17 protein-coding genes are annotated in these 17,946 nt (G+C 59.9%); 11 read left to right on the top strand and 6 right to left on the bottom strand.

Annotated elements, in window-relative coordinates; genetic code table 11:
- The gene (betC, locus tag BK665_RS20825; protein WP_123408527.1) at positions 1-1,509 is read right to left on the bottom strand and encodes a choline-sulfatase; all 1,509 of its coding nucleotides are present in this window, start codon (positions 1,507-1,509) and stop codon (positions 1-3) included.
- 114 nt (positions 1,510-1,623) lie between these two features.
- On the opposite strand from betC, the gene BK665_RS20820 reads away from it, so the two are divergent.
- Positions 1,624-2,574, top strand: a complete 951-nt coding sequence (locus BK665_RS20820) for a choline sulfate utilization transcriptional regulator (protein ID WP_123408526.1) — start codon at positions 1,624-1,626, stop codon at positions 2,572-2,574.
- Positions 2,575-2,587: 13 nt separating this feature from the next.
- On the opposite strand, the gene BK665_RS20815 is transcribed toward BK665_RS20820, so the two are convergent.
- Complete coding sequence (locus tag BK665_RS20815; protein WP_123408525.1) at positions 2,588-3,253, bottom strand: NAD(P)-dependent oxidoreductase; 666 nt, start codon at positions 3,251-3,253, stop codon at positions 2,588-2,590.
- Between the two features lie 84 nt (positions 3,254-3,337).
- On the opposite strand from BK665_RS20815, the gene BK665_RS20810 reads away from it, so the two are divergent.
- Positions 3,338-3,664: a DOPA 4,5-dioxygenase family protein gene (locus BK665_RS20810; RefSeq protein WP_123408524.1), complete on the top strand. Its 327-nt coding sequence runs from the start codon at positions 3,338-3,340 to the stop codon at positions 3,662-3,664.
- Here the strand turns inward: BK665_RS20810 and BK665_RS20805 are convergent, their stop codons facing one another.
- The 3 genes from BK665_RS20805 to BK665_RS20795 are packed head-to-tail and all read right to left on the bottom strand — an operon-like array spanning position 3,665 to position 5,598.
- On the bottom strand, positions 3,665-4,066 hold the full coding sequence (locus BK665_RS20805) for a GFA family protein (RefSeq protein ID WP_123408523.1): 402 nt from the start codon (positions 4,064-4,066) through the stop codon (positions 3,665-3,667).
- Positions 4,067-4,081: 15 nt separating this feature from the next.
- Positions 4,082-4,588, bottom strand: a complete 507-nt coding sequence (locus BK665_RS20800) for a hypothetical protein (RefSeq protein ID WP_123408522.1) — start codon at positions 4,586-4,588, stop codon at positions 4,082-4,084.
- Positions 4,585-5,598, bottom strand: coding sequence for an AAA family ATPase (locus tag BK665_RS20795; protein ID WP_123408521.1), 1,014 nt, complete (start codon positions 5,596-5,598; stop codon positions 4,585-4,587). The genes BK665_RS20800 and BK665_RS20795 overlap by 4 nt, the downstream gene beginning before the upstream one ends.
- A 414-nt stretch (positions 5,599-6,012) precedes the next feature.
- On the opposite strand from BK665_RS20795, the gene BK665_RS20790 reads away from it, so the two are divergent.
- The 9 genes from BK665_RS20790 to BK665_RS20745 all read left to right on the top strand — a co-directional run bounded on the left by BK665_RS20790 (position 6,013) and on the right by BK665_RS20745 (position 16,515).
- Positions 6,013-7,320: a CitMHS family transporter gene (locus tag BK665_RS20790; RefSeq protein WP_123408520.1), complete on the top strand. Its 1,308-nt coding sequence runs from the start codon at positions 6,013-6,015 to the stop codon at positions 7,318-7,320.
- 84 nt (positions 7,321-7,404) lie between these two features.
- Positions 7,405-8,172 (top strand): TerC family protein, encoded by a 768-nt coding sequence (locus BK665_RS20785; protein WP_123408519.1) that lies wholly within the window; start codon positions 7,405-7,407, stop codon positions 8,170-8,172.
- Positions 8,173-8,466: 294 nt separating this feature from the next.
- A complete protein-coding gene (locus tag BK665_RS20775) occupies positions 8,467-10,125 on the top strand; it encodes a Na/Pi cotransporter family protein (RefSeq protein WP_123408517.1) in 1,659 nt (552 codons plus the stop codon).
- 176 nt (positions 10,126-10,301) lie between these two features.
- On the top strand, positions 10,302-11,678 hold the full coding sequence (locus BK665_RS20770) for a M16 family metallopeptidase (RefSeq protein WP_123408516.1): 1,377 nt from the start codon (positions 10,302-10,304) through the stop codon (positions 11,676-11,678).
- A gap of 245 nt (positions 11,679-11,923) precedes the next feature.
- A complete protein-coding gene (locus tag BK665_RS20765) occupies positions 11,924-12,952 on the top strand; it encodes a DUF5924 family protein (protein WP_123408515.1) in 1,029 nt (342 codons plus the stop codon).
- Between the two features lie 54 nt (positions 12,953-13,006).
- Positions 13,007-14,155 (top strand): ABC transporter permease, encoded by a 1,149-nt coding sequence (locus BK665_RS20760; RefSeq protein WP_123408514.1) that lies wholly within the window; start codon positions 13,007-13,009, stop codon positions 14,153-14,155.
- Positions 14,152-14,955 carry an ABC transporter ATP-binding protein gene (locus BK665_RS20755; RefSeq protein WP_123408513.1) on the top strand — a complete coding sequence of 268 codons (804 nt, stop codon included), beginning with the start codon at positions 14,152-14,154 and terminating at the stop codon, positions 14,953-14,955. Before BK665_RS20760 ends, BK665_RS20755 begins: the two co-directional genes overlap by 4 nt.
- Position 14,956: 1 nt before the next feature.
- Positions 14,957-15,895 carry an MlaD family protein gene (locus BK665_RS20750; protein WP_123408512.1) on the top strand — a complete coding sequence of 313 codons (939 nt, stop codon included), beginning with the start codon at positions 14,957-14,959 and terminating at the stop codon, positions 15,893-15,895.
- On the top strand, positions 15,892-16,515 hold the full coding sequence (locus tag BK665_RS20745) for an ABC-type transport auxiliary lipoprotein family protein (protein WP_123408511.1): 624 nt from the start codon (positions 15,892-15,894) through the stop codon (positions 16,513-16,515). The genes BK665_RS20750 and BK665_RS20745 overlap by 4 nt, the downstream gene beginning before the upstream one ends.
- 85 nt (positions 16,516-16,600) lie before the next feature.
- On the opposite strand, the gene BK665_RS20740 is transcribed toward BK665_RS20745, so the two are convergent.
- Positions 16,601-17,830 (bottom strand): spore maturation protein, encoded by a 1,230-nt coding sequence (locus tag BK665_RS20740; RefSeq protein WP_123408510.1) that lies wholly within the window; start codon positions 17,828-17,830, stop codon positions 16,601-16,603.
- Between the last annotated feature and the right edge of the window lie 116 nt (positions 17,831-17,946).

Here is a 17,946-nt window from a genome sequence, read left to right as displayed (position 1 = left end):
TTATTGGTTTTGGCAGGGTTGTGGATAACGTGCTTTGCGCTCCAGGTCATCGAGGTCGATGTGGTTGCGCATGTACTGCTGACTGGCGTCCACCAGCGGCTGGTGATCCCAGCTCTTCAGCTTGCCGATGGTCAGGGCGTCGGCAACAAAACGCCGGCGTCGTTGGCTGTCGAGCACCTGTTGATGGATCGCCGGAATATTCCACTTGGCCCGGGCTTCGGCGAGAAATTCATCGAACAATGGCCGATGGGACTGGCTGAGTTCTTCCTGTTCACGCGGGTCGTTGTGTACGTCGAAGAGTAGACACGGGTCGTCTTCGCTGTAGATGAATTTGTAGGCGCCGCGCCGGATCATCATCAACGGGCTGATGGTGCCTTCGGCCATGTATTCGCCGAACACCTCGTCGTGACCGCCCTGCCCTTGCAGGTGCGAAACCAGCGAACGGCCGTCCAGCGGCAGATTGGCTTCCAACGTTCCGCCCGCCAGTTCGACGAAGGTCGGCAACAGATCCGCCGTGGACACCGCCGCGCTGACCCGGCCCGCGCCGAATTGCCCCGGCGAACTGATCAACAGCGGCACGCGGGCGGCCATTTCGAACCAATGCATTTTGTACCAGAGGCCACGCTCGCCGAGCATGTCGCCATGGTCGCCGGAGAACACGATGATGGTGTCGTCGATCAGACCGGTTTCTTCGAGTGTTTGTAGAAGTTTGCCGACGTTACTGTCGATATAGCTGCACGCACCGAAGTACGCCCGGCGCGCATCGCGAATCTTATCCACAGGCAGCGGCTTGTCCCACAGGTCGTAGACCTTGAGCAAACGCTGGGAGTGCGGATCGAGTTCGGCTTGGGCCGGCGTTGTAGGCAACGGGATATCGGCGTCGTCGTACATATCCCAAAACGCCTTGGGAATGGTGTACGGGTCGTGTGGGTGAGTCATCGAAACGGTCAGGCAGAACGGCTGATCACCATCCTCACGGATGTGATCGAACAAGTACTGCTGGGCCTTGAACACCACCTCTTCATCGAAATCCAGCTGATTGGTGCGCACGCACGGCCCGGCTTGCAGGACCGATGACATGTTGTGATACCAGGTCGGGCGCACGTCCGGTTCGTCCCAGTTCACCGACCAGCCGTAGTCGGCCGGGTAGATGTCACTGGTCAGGCGTTCTTCATAGCCGTGGAGCTGATCCGGGCCGCAGAAATGCATCTTGCCCGACAGCGCGGTGCGGTAGCCGAGGCGGCGCAGGTAGTGGGCATAAGTCGGTACGTCGGCGGGGAAATCGGCCGCGTTGTCGTAGGCGCCGATCTTGCTCGGCAACTGACCGCTGACCAGGGTAAACCGCGACGGCGCGCACAACGGGCTGTTGCAATACGCGGCGTCGAACACCACGCCTTCGGCGGCGAGGCGGCTGAGATTCGGGAGTTTGATGGGCGAAGGACCGTAGAACGGCAACATTGGCGCGGCCATCTGATCGGCCATGATGAAAAGAATATTCTTGCGCTTCATGTGATCGCGGCATTCCATAGTGAATATTTATGCGAGAGTGCTGCGACCGAGCATGTAGGCCATGCTCTTTGTGGTAAAGCCCATGCCAGGCAATGACTAGGATAAGCACAGCTTATGTATGACGCCCTCGGTGATTTGTCCCTGGACCTGCTGCGTGCCTTTGAGTCCGCAGCCCGCCAGCACAGCTTTACCGCCGCTGCGGTTGAACTGGGGACCACGCAACCGGCGATCAGTCAGCAGATCAAGCGGTTGGAAGAACAACTCGGCACGAGGCTGTTCGATCGGATCTATCGCGGCATTGAGCTGACTGAAACCGGGATGATCCTTTTCGAGCAGGTTCAGCTCGGTTTGCAGAATATCGACGCAGGATTGAGCGCGATCAGCGCCCAGCAATCCCACGAAGTGCTGCAAGTGGCCACCGATTTCGCCTTCGCCGCCTATTGGCTGATGCCGCGCTTGCATCGCTTTCACGAAGCCAATCCCCAGGTCGACGTCAGCCTGGTCACCAGCGAACGCAATCACAACATGCTGCGCACGGATATCGACGTGGCGATCCTGTTTGGCGATGGGCGCTTTAAACAAGGCGAAAGTCACTGGCTGTTTAGCGAGGAAGTGTTTCCGGTGTGCAGTCCACTGTTGTTGAAAGAGCGCACCCTGCCCTTGCCGATCCAGTCGCTGCTGGATTTGCCGCTGCTGCACCTGCGCGGTGAAAACAGCGCCAACTGGTTCGACTGGAGCGGCGTATTCCGTGAGCTGGGGTTAACGTCCGCACCGGCACCGGGGCAGCTGCGCTTCGACAATTACACCTTGTTGATCCAGGCGGCGATCGGCGGCCAGGGCGTGGCCATCGGTTGGCGGCACCTTGTGGATAACTTGCTGGCCCAGGGTTTGTTGTGCCGGCCGATTGCCGACACGATTATTTCCCGGTTGGGTTATTACGTGGTGTTGCCCCAGCGCAAACGCCGTGGGGTGTTGATTAAACAGTTTGTGGATTGGTTGATGGCGGAGCAGGCCAGCAGTGCGCAGTCGTTGAACGGTTTGCCGTTACCGTCGATTGCGGTGTGAAAGGCTGGAATCTTTACGGTCCGGAAGCCGCCACAAAACTCACATGCTCCCCGAGGTGCAGATTCAACCGCAGCTCATCGGCAATACCGACGGCCACCCGATTCAATCGCTCAAGCGCTTCGCCCAACCCCGGCTCCAGGCTGCTGCTGACCTGGCTGAAATGCTCGATGGTCAGCCCGGCAGCCCCGCGCGGCGCATCCACCAATGTCCAGTGCAGGCCGCTGCTTTGCAGGGCTTCGAGGATTTCTTCAGCGGCATGATGCTGAAGGTCGTCCTCGACTTCCGCCTCATCGAGTTTGGCAAAGTCCCCCACCACGAACAACCGGCCAATGCCGGCGGCTTGCATGCCGTCAATCAGCGCATCCACCGCCAGCACCTGCTCGACCGGTCCGGGCACGATGGTTTTTTCCACATGTTCGCTGTTGATCGGCAGGCCCGGTGCGTCCAGCAGACAGATCACTGCCGAACACCCGGCTACGCTTTGCTTGACCCGTTCAGCGTCGAACAGATCGCCATTCTTGGTGCGCAAACCGGGACGCGGCGCCAGCGCCGTCAGGTCATCGAGAATCGCGATCACTTCATGCTGGCGCCGCAGCATTTCAGCCATCAGCGCACTGCCCAGGCTACTCATGGCACCATAGAGCACCACTTTCACCACCGGGGTTTCGGCATTTTTCATGGCTGGGTTCCTTGTTTCTACCTATATGGCGTGTGACCTGTAGGAAACGGTGAGGGTTCTACCGGGTTTTTTCGCGAGGTTCAGATGCAGCAGATCACCGGCTACCACGCCCACGTTTATTTCGACGCCAGCACCCTTTCTCAGGCGCGGGCCTTGTGTGAGCAAGCGGCGCAGCTATTTGGGCTGAAGATGGGCCGCGTGCACGAACGCCCGGTCGGTCCGCACCCGGACTGGAGCTGCCAACTGGCTTTCGGCCCCGAGCTCATTGGCGAGGTGCTGCCGTGGCTGGTGCTCAACCGCAAGGGGCTGGTGGTGTTCCTGCACCCGGACACCGGCGATGACCTGCTCGACCACACCGAGCATGCGGTGTGGATGGGCGCGATCCGGCCACTCAACCTGTCTATTTTCTGATCAGATTTTTTCTTCGGCTTCGCCTGGCAAATGTTCGTCCAGATGCAGCCAGGGCAAGCGGCTGTCGGTCCAGATGTGCCGATCCGCCGGGGCATTTTCAGGATGGTCGAAAGTGGCGATGGTCAGGTCGATGCTTTCGGGGCTGAGCTGCGTGATCAGGGCAATCTGCGCCCCACAGGTCGGACAGAAATATCGCACACAGCTTTCGGAAGAGGCGTACTGCGCCGGTTCTGCCGCCAACCATTTAAACGTCGAAGCGGGCACGGTGATCCAGGTGGTCACGATCCCACCGCTGACTCGCCGGCAAATCGAACAATGGCAGTGGGCGATATCCTGCAATGGCCCGCTGAATTGATAGCGCAGATGTCCGCAATGGCAGCCGCCGGTATGCAAAGAGCTCATGATGGATTGACCTCGTCAGGTAATCAGATTCAGCTCACGCGCTTTCTCATCGTTAATGACCGTAATCGACGTGGGGCTAAACCCCATGGTTTTCACCAGAGATCTCATTTCCTTGCTCAAAGTATCTTGTAGCGGACCTATCCACTCTTTGCGGAAGTTACGAATCACCAGCAAACACTTAACGTTACAGCTTTCCAGATCCAGATTTCGGAATTCACTGGGTAGATGTTCTTCGGCATCGGGGTGACGCTTAAGGCAAGCTGCGAAGGTCAATTGAACCGAATTTGTGAATTTCTGCCGAATCTCTTCAACGTAGATCCTATGCTCTTGGGGAGCGCTGGATTTTGCCTCTATGAACCAGGCTGCCTGAGGTCGACCTGGAGCGTCTCGCAGTAGAACAAACTCTGACACTTTTAACCCTTTTCCCAAATGGGTGAAGAGAGGGCTTGTTTCAATCCGGAAAACCTTATCCTCGGCGAAAGGCCCGAAAACCATCCCAGATTCTTCGATTGAAATACTCATCCCAGCGTCAACTCCACTTCCTCTTCGTAGAGGCGAATGGACTCATCAACGATGGGATTGTCCGGCATACCTTTGAGTAAGTCGTCACTTACCCACTCGCCATTAACAGATGACAGGACAGGAATTGACATGTTCTGTTTTTGCGCCGCGATATACAGCGCCTTGATCACAAAGTACGAATGGCTGGCAATGAAGAACTGAATACCACTGTCAGCAAGGGACACAATGATGTCGATCAGTTTGGTGATCGCGACGGGATGCAAGGCAGATTCCGGTTCGTCTATGAACACCATGGAGTCTTTCGTCAAATATCGATTACCCAACAAGGTATCGAGAATGGCAATTTTCTTGATGCCCTCAGCCGTAGAGCCAATCTGGAACTTTTGATTGCCCTTTTTGAACTGCCACCGGCTCGTGCTGCTATCGAACTCCATCTTGCCGCCGAACATCTCTTCCAGGTTCTGCCGAGCCTTTGCAAAATGAGCGTGGTTCTTTCCTTTTGTAGGCAACAGACGCAAGGCTTTCGCCAGATCGTAATAGGTGTCGTCGAAGCCGAAGTCTTTATCGATGTCACGGCTTTTCAAAATGATGTGCTGCAGCGAGAGCACTTCTTTGGGAGGAAGAAATATCGAATTGCTGCTTCGTGGAGGAACGTGGTTTTCCAGGGAGCCAATGTTCTTGGTCGTGTCCTTTCCGAAACCATAACGAAATTCGCGCGAGTCCACGTTGACTTTGCACGCTAGCGGGCTATCTGCGCTTTTTGTTACCAGATCGCCGATTTTGTCAGCCTGAAACGTCCAGTAAAGCTTGTCAGTCAGTATTTCCGCAGCGGATCTCTGTTCATTTCCGCGCTGATACTCTTCAAGCGTGCGCATCGTGCAATAAAGCGCCTTCAACAAAAACGTCTTGCCGCTGCTATTCGCTCCGATGATCAAATTCAAGTTTGAGAGTTTGCTCCAGCGGATCTTCTGTAATGGACCGAAATTGTCTAAATCAACGCTGTTGAGCATTGGTTGGGGCTCCTCTCAAGCTTTGCAGTGGCGCAAGCCTAGCACTGGGATTCCCTTCCATACAGCGGGGAACGGAGCCCTTCGAAAACTACAGAAGGGTCCTACGACGCTCATCCCTCCTAGGCATCCCGTTTGTATGAAAGAGCCCTAGCCTCTCGTCTGACCTTTCACCGGCGAAAGCTTGATGAAAGCTTTCCCCATTAGGATCGCCCCCACTGCCGGCAACAGACCGGTTGGCCAATGCCTGTGTTTTATCGCTCGCACGGCCCAATTAACAACAACAATGGTGATTCTGATGTCCTTTGCTACCCGCCCCTTCGCTGCAACTCCCCCCGTGCGCCTCGTGCTTCCCGTTCTGCGCTGACCCTACCCGGTTCGCTCATTCCCTAGCCGCGCTACGCCTGGAGTATTCCCATGCTGACTTTCCTTGGCTTTGCCATGGTCATCACGTTCATGTTCCTGATCATGACCAAGCGCCTGTCCGCGCTGATCGCCCTGATCATTATTCCGATCATCTTCGCCTTGTTCGGCGGTTTTGCGCCGAAGATCGGCCCGATGATGCTCGAAGGCATCACCAAGCTTGCGCCGACCGGCGTGATGCTGATGTTCGCCATTCTGTACTTCGCCCTGATGATCGACTCCGGCCTGTTTGACCCGGCCGTGCGCAAGATCCTCAAACTGGTCAAGGGTGACCCGTTGAAAGTTTCGGTCGGCACCGCCGTATTGGCGCTCGTTGTTTCCCTCGATGGTGACGGCGCGACCACTTATATGATCTGCGTGGCCGCCATGCTGCCGCTCTACAGCCGCATCGGCATGAGCCCGCGGATCATGGCCGGCCTGATCATCCTCGCCGGTGGCGTGATGAACATGACGCCGTGGGGCGGCCCGACCGCTCGTGCGGCGAGTGCGTTGCATGTGGACCCGTCCGACATTTTCGTACCGATGATCCCGGCGATGCTGGCTGGCGTAGTGGCGATCCTGGCGATTGCCTACTTCTACGGTAAGCGTGAGCGTGCGCGTCTGGGTGAATTGCACCTGGCGGGCGACGAAGTGGATCACAGCGAAATCAGCGTTTCGCAGTTCCCGGATGCCCGTCGTCCGAAACTGATCTGGTTCAACGGCGCACTGACCATCGCCCTGATGTGCACTCTGATCGCCGGCCTGTTGCCGCTGCCGGTGCTGTTCATGGTGGCGTTCAGCATCGCGATGATCGTCAACTATCCTTGCCTGCAACAGCAGAAGGATCGCGTTGCGGCCCACGCCGGTAGCGTGCTGGCGGTGGTCGGTCTGATCTTTGCCGCGGGTATCTTCACCGGTATCCTGTCGGGCACCGGCATGGTCGATGCCATGTCGAAAAGCCTGCTGGCGGTGATTCCGGAATTCCTCGGCCCGTACCTGGCGGTGATCACGGCGCTGGTGAGCATGCCGTTTACCTTCTTCATGTCGAACGATGCATTTTATTACGGCGTGTTACCGGTACTTGCCGAAGCCGCCAGTCACTACGGTATAACCGCAGTGGAAATGGCACGTGCCTCGATCGTCGGCCAGCCCGTCCACTTGCTGAGCCCGCTGGTCCCATCGACGTACCTGTTGGTGGCCCTGGCTGGCATTGAATTCGGTGACCACCAGCGCTTCACCCTGAAATGGGCCGTGCTGGTGTGCATGTGCATACTGGTTGCTGCATTGCTGATGGGGATCTTTCCGGTATTCAGCACTCTATAAGCCCAAGACTCACCACGACGGGTCCAGGCTTGCGGTTTGAAGCCCGGGCCCTTCGTGGTTTAACACTCGCTCAAAGGAATACACATGGAATGGCTGACCAACCCTGAAATCTGGGTTGCCTTCTTCACCCTGACCGCCCTGGAGATCGTCCTGGGCATCGATAACATCATCATGATTTCGATCCTGGTCAGCCGCATGCCCAAGCACATGCAACAGCGGACCCGGATATTCGGCCTGGCCCTGGCCATGGTCACGCGGATCCTGTTGCTGCTGTCGATCACCTGGGTCATGCGCCTCACCGCCGACCTGTTCGAAGTGTTCGGCCAGGGCATTTCCGGGCGAGACCTGATCCTGTTCTTCGGTGGTCTGTTCCTGCTGTGGAAGAGCTCGCAAGAGATGTACCACGCGCTGGAAGGCGAAGACGAAACCAGCGAGGAACCGGGTGGCAAGGGCGGCAACTTCCTTTACACGATCATCCAGATCGCAATCATCGACATCGTGTTCTCGCTGGACTCGGTGATCACTGCGGTCGGCATGGTGTCCCACGTACCCGTCATGGTCGCGGCGATTATCGTGGCCGTGCTGGTGATGATGTGGGCTTCGGGCACCATCAGCGAATTCATCGACAAGCACCCGTCGCTGAAAATGCTGGCGCTGTCGTTCCTGCTGATCGTCGGTACGGTGCTGATTGCCGAATCCTTCGACGTACACGTGCCAAAAGGCTACGTCTACTTCGCCATGGCGTTCTCGCTGGCGGTGGAAGCGATCAACATCAAGATGCGCACCGCGATCGCGAAAAAGAAGAAACAGCAGGACCCGGTGAAACTGCGCAAGGACATCCCGGGCCAATAAACCGAATGCTGTAGCGCTGCAAACCTTGTGGGAGCGGGCTTGCTCGCGAAGACGGAGTGTCAGTCGACATCATCATCGACTGATACGACGCTTTCGCGAGCAAGCCCGCTCCCACATTGGTTTGTGCGATTGCATCAAGCTGTTTTTATGACAGTTTTGTTTCAATCACTTCTTTAGCTATGCGATGCTGGCGCCCAGACCGTTAGCCAACTACAGCTTAAGTACAGAACGTAGAACGTCGCGCGGCACCGTCAACTTGTCCCTTTGGGACGCTACCACCACAGGGGGCCCAGCATGCTGACCCTGCTCAATTTGCTTTCCGCCGTGACCTTGCTGATCTGGGGCACGCACATCGTCCGAACCGGCATCCTGCGGGTCTACGGGTCCAACCTGCGCCATGTGATTGGCCAGAACATGTCCAAGCGGGGCCTGGCGTTCGTCGCCGGCATCGTCGTGACCGCCATGGTCCAGAGCAGTAACGCCACCGCGATGCTCGTTACCTCGTTCGTCGGTCAGGGCCTGATGGCGTTGACCCCGGCCCTGGCCACCATGCTCGGGGCCGACGTCGGTACGGCGTTGATGGCCCGGGTGCTGACGTTTGACCTGTCGTGGCTGTCGCCGCTGCTGATTTTCCTCGGGGTGATTTTCTTCCTGTCGCGCAAACAGACGCGTGTCGGGCAGATGGGCCGGGTCAGCATCGGCCTGGGGTTGATCATCCTGGCGCTGCAACTGATCGTCGAATCCGCCGCACCGATCACCCAGGCCCAAGGAGTGAAGGTGATTTTCGCTTCCCTGACCGGCGACATCCTGCTCGATGCTCTGGTTGGCGCGTTGTTCGCGATGATTTCCTACTCCAGCCTGGCCGCCGTCCTGCTGACCGCGACCCTGGCCGGTGCCGGCGTGATCAGCCTGCCGGTGGCGATTGGCCTGGTCATCGGCGCCAACATCGGCAGTGGCGTGCTGGCCTTCCTCAGTACCAGCATGCAGAACGCCGCCGGTCGCCAAGTGGCGCTGGGCAGCCTGTTGTACAAGCTGATCGGCCTGCTGCTGATCATCCCGGTGCTCGACCCGCTGGTGCACTGGATCGACAGCCTCGATTTCAGCCCGCAGGAAATGGTCATCGGCTTCCACCTGCTCTACAACACGGCGCGCTGCCTGATTCTGTTGCCCAGCGTCGGCCCCATGGCCAGGCTCTGCGCCTGGCTGTTGCCGGAGCGCCCGGAGCTCAACGGCATGGCCAAGCCCCGGCATCTGGACGCCACCGCGCTGGTCACCCCAAGCCTGGCGCTGGCCAACGCCGCCCGGGAAACCCTGCGCATGGGCGACCTGATCGACAACATGCTCGAAGCCATGCTCGACGTTTTGCACGGCAAACAGACTGCCGTTACCCAGGAAATGCGCCGCCACACCGATGACGTCGAAGCGCTCTACAGCGCGATCAAGCTCTACCTGGCGCAGATGCCCCGGGAAGACCTCAGCGATCAGGACAGTCGGCGCTGGGCGGAAATCATCGAACTGGCGATCAACCTCAAACTCGCCAGCGATTTGATCGAACGCATGTTGCGCAAAGTCCAGCAGCAGAAGACGTCGCAGCGTCGGTCGTTCTCCGAGGTGGGCCTGGAGGAGCTGTCGGGGCTGCACAGTCAGTTGATTTCCAACCTGCGCCTGGGTCTGTCGGTGTTTCTCAGCAGCGACCCGGAAAGCGCCCGCCAGTTACTGCGCGAGAAACGTCGCTTTCGCGCACAGGAACGCCGCTTGGCCCATGCCCATGTCAGCCGGTTGCAACGTAAGATCGTGCAAAGTATCGAAACCAGTTCGTTGCACCTGGAGCTGATTGCCGACATGAAACGTCTGAATTCGCTGTTTTGCAGCAGCGCCTATGCGGTATTGGAAACGTCCGACACCGGTGCACTGGCGGCGGACGATTTGGCTGACATCACACATTCGCCTTGAACGTCTGGCAGTGTGGTCAGTCAGTAACAGTGGTTCAGCCATTCAGGCCATTCGCGAGCAAGCCCGCTCCCACACTGGTTTTGTGAACGCCGCAAATCTAGTGTGGGAGCGGGCTTGCTCGCGAAGACGGCCTGACTGACGACACGGATCTCCAATCAGCCGTATGGAAGCTCGTTATGCGTTGCCTGTTGTTCGCCTGTCTGTTGCTCGGTTCATTCCCGTCGTTCGCCCTGGACCGTTTCCAGGTCGAAGGCTATGCGCTGCCCAACGGCCTGCAATTGCTGCTCAAGCCCGGCAATGACCGTGGGCATGTGGCGATTCGGCTGGTGGTCGGGGTTGGCATCGATGACTTCAACTGCGACGAAAAGGAGTTGCCGCATCTGCTCGAACACCTGCTGTTCAGCGGTATTGACGCCAGCGGCGAGGGTGGCCTGGAAGAGCGGATGCAGGCTCTGGGCGGTGAATGGAACGCCTTCACCAGCAACGCCGACACCACGTTCGTCATCGAAGCCCCGGCGAAAAACCAGCGCAAGGTCCTCGACCTGCTGCTGGCGCTGCTGACCCAGACCCAATTCGACGACAACGCGATCAACGCCGCCAAGCAAGTGGTCGAGCGTGAAGACGGCGGTCACTACTCGCACCTTCAACGCTGGATGGACCGCCAGGACCTGGGCCACACCGCCAGTAATCAACTGGCCGTGGAATTGGGCCTCAAATGCCCCGAGCGCGCCGAAGTCGATAACCTGACCCGCAAGCAACTGGATAAGGTGCGCAAGGCCTGGTACGCCCCCAACAACATGACCCTGATCGTGGTCGGCGACCTCGACAAACTGCTGCCGGCCTATCTGGAACGGGCCTGGGGTGCGCTGGAAGCGGTGGATCCGTCCGAGCATTTGCCCCTGCCGGACATCAAGGCCAGCGCCGCCCATGAGCGCAGCCTGATTCATGGTTTTGTCGGTGGCGGCGCAAAGTTGCACTGGCTGGTGCCGGAACCTGTGCTGGAAGACATCCCCGATCAAACCTTTGACCTGCTCAAGGATTACCTGGATTGGGCGCTCTATCGCCAGATGCGCCTGGCCCATGGCTTGTCCTATGGCCCGTGGGCCGAGCGCGAGTTATTCGGCAGCGTCGGTTTCATGAGCCTGAACGCCGACCTTGAGCGCGAGAACGTCGGCGAAGCCGAGCAAGTGCTGGAGGACATGAAGGCCGAATTGCTGAAGAACGGCCTCGATGCCGAGACCTTCGACCGCCTCAAACAAGCCGCCATCGCCCGCCAGTCCTGGGCCGTGCAGGGCAACAGCGCCCTCGCCGATTACTACTGGAGCGCCCTCGGCGACTACGAGGACGGCCGCTTCACCGACCCGGCCAAGGAACTGCAAGGCGTAACCCTGGAAGAAGCGAACAAAGCGATGCGCGAGTTGCTGCTGCAGCCGGGGTATCTGCGGATCGAGAAGCCGTTGATCAGTGATGATCAGTTGTTATGGGCGTTAGGTGCGGTGTTTGGGTTGCTGGTTTTGGGTGTGCTGGGCTGGCGCTTGCATCGCAAACACTGACTACCCTGTGGCGAGGGAGCTTGCTCCCGCTCGGCTGCGCAGCAGTCGTAGACCCGGCCAGCAAGATTTACCTGAAGAAATGCAGTGAATGGTTTTGGGGGCGCTTCGCACCCCAGCGGGAGCAAGCTCCCTCGCCACAGGTCATCATTCACTCTGGTTTTGTGGTTGCCTGAATGTGATCGCCACAAAAGCTCCTCGGCGTTACCCTGTCGAGGTTTTTTCCTATCACTAGTGTGAACCGCCGAATGCCTACCCTTCCCCTTATCGTCCAGCGCGGCCTTGAATTGATGAAGCGCTATCCAGGGGTCATTGCGCTCGGCGGTTTTATCTCTGGCGTGGGCAGCTTCATGCTGGTGGATCGCCAACAAGGCCTGGCGACGTGGATCACTACCATCATGCTGGTCAGTTGGGTGTGGCTGATGCTGGAAAACAGCCTCACGCAGCTATTCACCCGCGTCTTCAAACGGGAAATCCCCCAACCGTTGCTGCGCTACGCCACGCAGATGATCCACCAGGAAAGCCTGTTTTTCGTCCTGCCGTTCTTCTTCATCACCACGACGTGGAACAGCGGCCAACTGTTCTTCACCGGCTTGCTGAGCATCGCGGCGCTGATTTCCATCACCGACCCGCTCTACTACAAATGGCTGGCCCCACGGCGCTGGGCGTTCCTGGCGTTGCACACCCTGACGCTGTTCGCCGCCCTGCTCACCGCCCTGCCCGTCATCCTGCACCTGACCACCTCCCAGAGCTTCAAACTGGCCCTGGGTATCGCCATGCTGTTGTCGTTCCCGAGCCTGGCGTCGATCTTCCCGATCCGCACCGTGCGCAACGCCTTGGCGATCCTGAGCATCACGCTCGGCATCGGCGCGCTCGGCTGGGTGCTGCGTTCGTGGGTGCCGCCGGCAACGTTGTGGATGACCGACGTCGCCATCAGCACGCAGATGCAGGACCGCACCCCCGGCGAGAGCCTGGATGAAGTCAGCGCCGAGCAGATACGTGGCGGTGGGCTCTATGCCTACACCGCGATCAATGCGCCGCGTGGCCTGGATGAGCGGATTTATCACGTGTGGCAATTCAACGGCAACGAGGTCGACCGCATCCCGCTGGACATCCACGGCGGGCGCAAGGAAGGCTACCGGGCCTGGACCCACAAGCAGAATTTCCCCGGCAACCCGGTGGGCAAATGGCAAGTCCGGGTGTTGACCGAGGATGGCCAGGTGATCGGCGTGTTGCGCTTCGAGGTCAAGGACAGCACACCGACCAAAGAAAAGTAATCCGGTTCGTGCTATTACGTAGATCTGCGTAACAACCGAACAAGCACGGAGCTTATGACCAGCAGCACATTGCCCGGCAGTGCCCAACTGGACACCTCCAACACCCCCGCACAATTGCGGGTCACGGGTGACTGGACGCTCGCCCATTACGCTGACCTCAAGCGCCTGGGCGACAAGCTGCGGGGCCAGTACGACGACAGCACCCACATCGACCTCAACGGCCTCGGCGCCCTCGACACTGCCGGCGCCTCGCTGCTGGTGGAACTGCTGGGCTCCGAACGCCTGGGCCGCTCCGCCGAACACCCCCAATGCACCCTCTCCAACGCCGACCGCGCGTTGCTGCAAACCGTCTACTGCTCGCTGACCGATTTCTGCGTCCCGCTCAAGGAGCCGGAAATCAGCACCGGCATTCAACTGCTGACCCGCATCGGTCGCGCCGTCGATACGGTCTGGCAAGACACCCTGCAACTGCTCGGCTTTGTCGGCCTGATCCTCGAAACCATCGCCCGCGGACTGTTCCGCCCCAAGCGCTGGCGCATCACGCCGATGGTCGCGCACATCGAACAGACCGGGCTCGATGCCGCGCCCATCGTTGCCCTGCTGACCTTCCTGGTCGGCGCGGTGGTGGCGTTTCTCGGGGCGACGGTGCTGGCCAGCTTCGGCGCGAGTATTTTCACCGTGGACCTGGTGGCGTTCTCGTTCCTGCGCGAGTTCGGCGTATTGCTGACCGCGATCCTGATGGCCGGGCGCACCGCCAGTGCTTTCACCGCACAGATCGGCTCGATGAAGGCCAACGAAGAAATCGACGCGATTCGCACCCTTGGCCTCGATCCCATGGAATTGCTGGTGGTCCCACGGGTGTTGGCGCTGTTGGTGGCGCTGCCGATGCTGACCTTTGTGGCGATGATTTCCGGGATTGTGGGGGGCGGCGTGGTGTGCGCGGTGTCGCTGGGGATTTCGCCCGCGATGTTCCTCTCGTTGCTGCAAACCGACATTGGCGTTCAGCATTTTCTGGTGGGGATCGTCAAAGCGCCGATCTTCGCCTTTCTCATCGCGGCCATCGGTTGCCTTGAGGGCTTCAAGGTCAGCGGCAGCGCCGAATCCGTCGGCGCCCACACCACGTCCAGCGTGGTCCAGTCGATTTTTGTGGTGATCGTGCTCGATGCCGTGGCCGCGTTGTTTTTCATGGAGATAGGCTGGTGAGTCGACAACCGCGAGCGCCTTCCGAGGCGGTGATCGAAGTCCGTGGGCTGTGCAATCGCTTTGGCAGCCAGAGCGTGCACGAGAACCTCGACCTGGATTTGTACAAGGGCGAGATCCTCGCGGTGGTCGGTGGCTCCGGCAGCGGCAAGTCGGTGTTGCTGCGCAGCATCGTTGGCTTGCGCCAGCCCAGCGAAGGCGTGGTGAAAGTCTTCGGCAAGAATCTGCCGACCCTTTCCGAGCATGAGCGCTCGATGGTCGAACGGCGTTTCGGTGTGCTGTTCCAGAAAGGCGCGCTGTTTTCCTCGCTGACCGTGACTGAGAACGTCGCCCTGCCCCTGATCGAGCATGCCGGCCTCAGCCGCGCCGACGCCGAACACCTGGCAGCGGTGAAACTGGCGTTGGCCGGGTTGCCGCTGTCAGCGGCGGACAAGTATCCGGCGTCCCTGTCCGGCGGCATGATCAAACGTGCGGCGCTGGCCCGGGCGCTGGCGCTGGACCCGGACATCCTGTTTCTCGACGAACCCACCGCCGGCCTCGACCCGATTGGCGCCGCGGCTTTCGATCAGTTGATCCTGACCCTGCGCGATGCCCTGGGGCTGAGCGTGTTCCTGGTGACCCACGACCTCGATACGCTCTACACCATCACCGACCGGGTGGCGGTGCTGGCGCAGAAGAAAGTGCTGGTGGCGGACGCCATCGACAAGGTGTCGGAAACCAACGACCCGTGGATTCACGAATACTTCCATGGCCCACGCGGCCGCGCGGCGCTGACTGCCGCTCAACAGCTCAACGAGGTCTGACATGGAAACCCGAGCCCATCATGTATTGATCGGCCTGTTCACCGTGATTGTGGTGGCGGGCGCCCTGCTCTTCGGCTTGTGGCTGGCCAAGTCCAGCGTCGATACCGAGTTCAAGGATTACGAAATCGTCTTCAACGAGGCGGTCAGTGGTTTGTCCAAGGGCAGCGCCGTGCAGTACAGCGGGATCAAGGTCGGTGACGTGGTGTCCCTGCGCCTGGACCCGAAAGACCCGCGCCGGGTGCTGGCGCGGATTCGCCTCGGCGGCGAAACGCCGATCAAGGAAGACACCGAGGCCAAACTGGCGCTGACCGGGATCACCGGCACGTCGATCATCCAGCTCAGTGGCGGCACGCCGCAAAGTCCCAAGCTGCGCGGCAAGGACGGTGAGTTGCCGACGATCATCGCCGCGCCCTCGCCTATCGCCCGGCTGCTGAATGACAGCAACGACTTGATGGCCGGGGTGAGCACCCTGATGCATAACGCCAACCTGATGTTCTCCACGGAAAACATCGAGCGCATCAGCAACACCCTTGAGCATCTGGAGCAAACCACCGGCACCATTGCCGAACAACGGGGCGATATTCGCCAGGCCATGCAACAACTGGCGTCGATCGGTAAACAGGCCAGCGCCACCCTTGAGCAAACCACCGCGCTGATGCGCAACGCCAACGGCTTGCTCAACGATCAGGGCAAGCAAATGTTCGGCAGCGCCGGGCAGGCCATGAAGTCGCTGGAGCAAACCACCGCGACCATCGACAAACTGCTGACCACCAACCAGGATTCCCTCAACAGTGGCATGCAGGGCCTCAATGGCCTGGCCCCGGCGGTGCGTGAGCTGCGCGATACCCTGAGTTCGCTGCGGGCCATTTCCCAGCGCCTGGAAGCCAACCCCAGCGGTTACCTGCTGGGCAGCGACAAGAACAAGGAATTCACGCCATGAAGCTGACTCACCTCGCCCTCCTCGCCGGTTTTGCCCTGGTCAGCGCCTGCTCGATTTTGCCCAAGGCCGAACCGTCCGATGTGTATCGCTTGCCTTCGGCTCAGAGCGCTGCATCGGCCAGCCATGGCGCGCCGCAACACTGGTCGCTGCGCCTGGCCAAACCCCAGGCCAGCGAAGCGTTGAACAGCCCGAAAATCGCCGTGATCCCCCAAGGGGATTTGATCAGCAGCTACAAGGCTTCACGCTGGAGCGATCCGGCGCCGGTGCTGCTGCGTAATCGACTGCTGGATGGGTTTCAGCGCGATGGGCGGGTGGCGTTGTTGAGCACCGATGACAGCAACTTCCAGGCGGATCTGGAGCTCGTCGGCAACCTGCAAGCGTTCCAGACCGAGTACCAAGGCCCGAACGCCAGCGTGGTAGTGCGCCTGGATGCGTTGCTGGTGCGCGGTTATGACCAGCGAATCCTCGCCAGCCATCGTTTTGAAGTGCGCCAGCCGTTGAGCGATGTGAAAGTGCCGTCGGTGGTTGTGGGGTTTGGGCAGGCCAGTGATCAGTTGACGGCGCAGGTGGTGAGTTGGGCGGTTGAGCAAGGGCAGAAAGTGGCTCCGGTCAAACCTTGAAATGGCCAAGATCGCAGCCTTCGGCAGCTCCTACATGGGATTTGTGTTCGCCCGTAGGAGCTGCCGAAGGCTGCGATCTTTTGATTCACCCAAAGAACCAATAACAAACCCCAATCGCACCCAGCACCCCGGCCAGTTCCGCCAGCAACGCACACCCCACCGCATGCCGCGCGCGCTGAATGCCCACGGCACCGAAGTACACCGCCAGTACATAGAACGTAGTTTCAGTACTGCCCTGGATCGTCGCCGCCACCAGTGCCGGGAAGCTGTCGACCCCGGAGGTCTTCATGGTTTCGATCAGCATCGCCCGGGCGGCGCTGCCGGAGAACGGTTTGACCATCGCCGTCGGCAACGCATCAACGAAGCGCGTGTCCCAACCGGCCCACTCCACCAGGTGCCGAATTCCGTCCAGACCGAAGTCCAGCGCGCCGGATGCGCGCAATACGCCCACCGCACAGAGCATCGCCACCAGGTACGGCAGCAGGTTCTTGGCGACGTCGAAGCCTTCCTTCGCGCCTTCGACAAATGCTTCGTAGACTTTAACTTTGCGCAACGCGCCAATGATCAGGAACAGCATGATCAGGCCGAACAGCGTCAGGTTGCCGAGGATCGAGGACAGCCCGGCCAGCGCGGTGGCTGAGAGCGTCGCCAGCAGCGCCATGAAGCCACCCAGTGCCAGGGCGCCGGGAATCAGATACGCAAGCACCACCGGGTCCCACAGGCGCAGGCGTTGCATGAACGCCACGGACAACAGGCCGACGATGGTCGAGCAGCTGGTGGCGAGCAGGATCGGCAGGAACACCAGGGTCGGGTCCGGCGCGCCTTGCTGGGCGCGGTACATGAAGATCGTCACCGGCAGCAGGGTCAGGGACGAAGCGTTGAGCACCAGGAACAGAATCTGTGCGTTGCTCGCCACGGTGGCGCTGGGGTTGAGTTCTTGCAGTGCCTTCATGGCCTTGAGGCCGATGGGCGTGGCGGCGTTGTCCAGGCCCAGGCCGTTGGCGGCGAAGTTGAGGGTGATCAGGCCGATGGCCGGGTGACCGGGCGGCACTTCCGGCATCAGGCGCAGGAACAGCGGGCCCAGCGCCTTGGCCAGCCAATCGACGATCCCGGCCTTTTCGGCGATGCGCAGGAAGCCCAGCCACAGGGTCAGGGTGCCGAACAGCAGGACCATGACCTCCACCGACAACTTGGCCATGGCGAAGATACTTTCCACCATCGCCGCGAAGATCCCGGCATTGCCGCCGATCAGCCACTGCGCCAGCGCCGACACGGCTGCCACGATGAAAAAGCCAAGCCACAGGCCATTGAGCATCAGTTAAATCCCCCGAAGAATGCGGCGAATGATAGCGGGGTCGCCAGAAACGACAAACCCCGGATTTCTCCGGGGTTTGTTTAAGGCGGTCGGGCCGTTCACATCATGTGCGCCCT

It is taken from the genome of Pseudomonas frederiksbergensis (assembly GCF_003732665.1).
Classification (GTDB): domain Bacteria; phylum Pseudomonadota; class Gammaproteobacteria; order Pseudomonadales; family Pseudomonadaceae; genus Aquipseudomonas; species Aquipseudomonas frederiksbergensis_G.
The sequence above is the reverse complement of the archived record's forward strand: the minus strand, read 5'-3'. Positions and strand labels throughout refer to the sequence as shown.

Excerpts from the sequence above, each read along its gene's own strand:
- betC (WP_123408527.1), bottom strand. The coding sequence starts at position 1,509 with ATGAAGCGCAAGAATATTCTTTTCATCATGGCCGATCAGATGGCCGCG.
- BK665_RS20820 (WP_123408526.1), top strand. The coding sequence starts at position 1,624 with ATGTATGACGCCCTCGGTGATTTGTCCCTGGACCTGCTGCGTGCCTTT.
- BK665_RS20815 (WP_123408525.1), bottom strand. The coding sequence starts at position 3,253 with ATGAAAAATGCCGAAACCCCGGTGGTGAAAGTGGTGCTCTATGGTGCC.
- BK665_RS20810 (WP_123408524.1), top strand. The coding sequence starts at position 3,338 with ATGCAGCAGATCACCGGCTACCACGCCCACGTTTATTTCGACGCCAGC.
- BK665_RS20805 (WP_123408523.1), bottom strand. The coding sequence starts at position 4,066 with ATGAGCTCTTTGCATACCGGCGGCTGCCATTGCGGACATCTGCGCTAT.
- BK665_RS20800 (WP_123408522.1), bottom strand. The coding sequence starts at position 4,588 with ATGAGTATTTCAATCGAAGAATCTGGGATGGTTTTCGGGCCTTTCGCC.
- BK665_RS20795 (WP_123408521.1), bottom strand. The coding sequence starts at position 5,598 with ATGCTCAACAGCGTTGATTTAGACAATTTCGGTCCATTACAGAAGATC.
- BK665_RS20790 (WP_123408520.1), top strand. The coding sequence starts at position 6,013 with ATGCTGACTTTCCTTGGCTTTGCCATGGTCATCACGTTCATGTTCCTG.
- BK665_RS20785 (WP_123408519.1), top strand. The coding sequence starts at position 7,405 with ATGGAATGGCTGACCAACCCTGAAATCTGGGTTGCCTTCTTCACCCTG.
- BK665_RS20775 (WP_123408517.1), top strand. The coding sequence starts at position 8,467 with ATGCTGACCCTGCTCAATTTGCTTTCCGCCGTGACCTTGCTGATCTGG.
- BK665_RS20770 (WP_123408516.1), top strand. The coding sequence starts at position 10,302 with ATGCGTTGCCTGTTGTTCGCCTGTCTGTTGCTCGGTTCATTCCCGTCG.
- BK665_RS20765 (WP_123408515.1), top strand. The coding sequence starts at position 11,924 with ATGCCTACCCTTCCCCTTATCGTCCAGCGCGGCCTTGAATTGATGAAG.
- BK665_RS20760 (WP_123408514.1), top strand. The coding sequence starts at position 13,007 with ATGACCAGCAGCACATTGCCCGGCAGTGCCCAACTGGACACCTCCAAC.
- BK665_RS20750 (WP_123408512.1), top strand. The coding sequence starts at position 14,957 with ATGGAAACCCGAGCCCATCATGTATTGATCGGCCTGTTCACCGTGATT.
- BK665_RS20745 (WP_123408511.1), top strand. The coding sequence starts at position 15,892 with ATGAAGCTGACTCACCTCGCCCTCCTCGCCGGTTTTGCCCTGGTCAGC.
- BK665_RS20740 (WP_123408510.1), bottom strand. The coding sequence starts at position 17,830 with ATGCTCAATGGCCTGTGGCTTGGCTTTTTCATCGTGGCAGCCGTGTCG.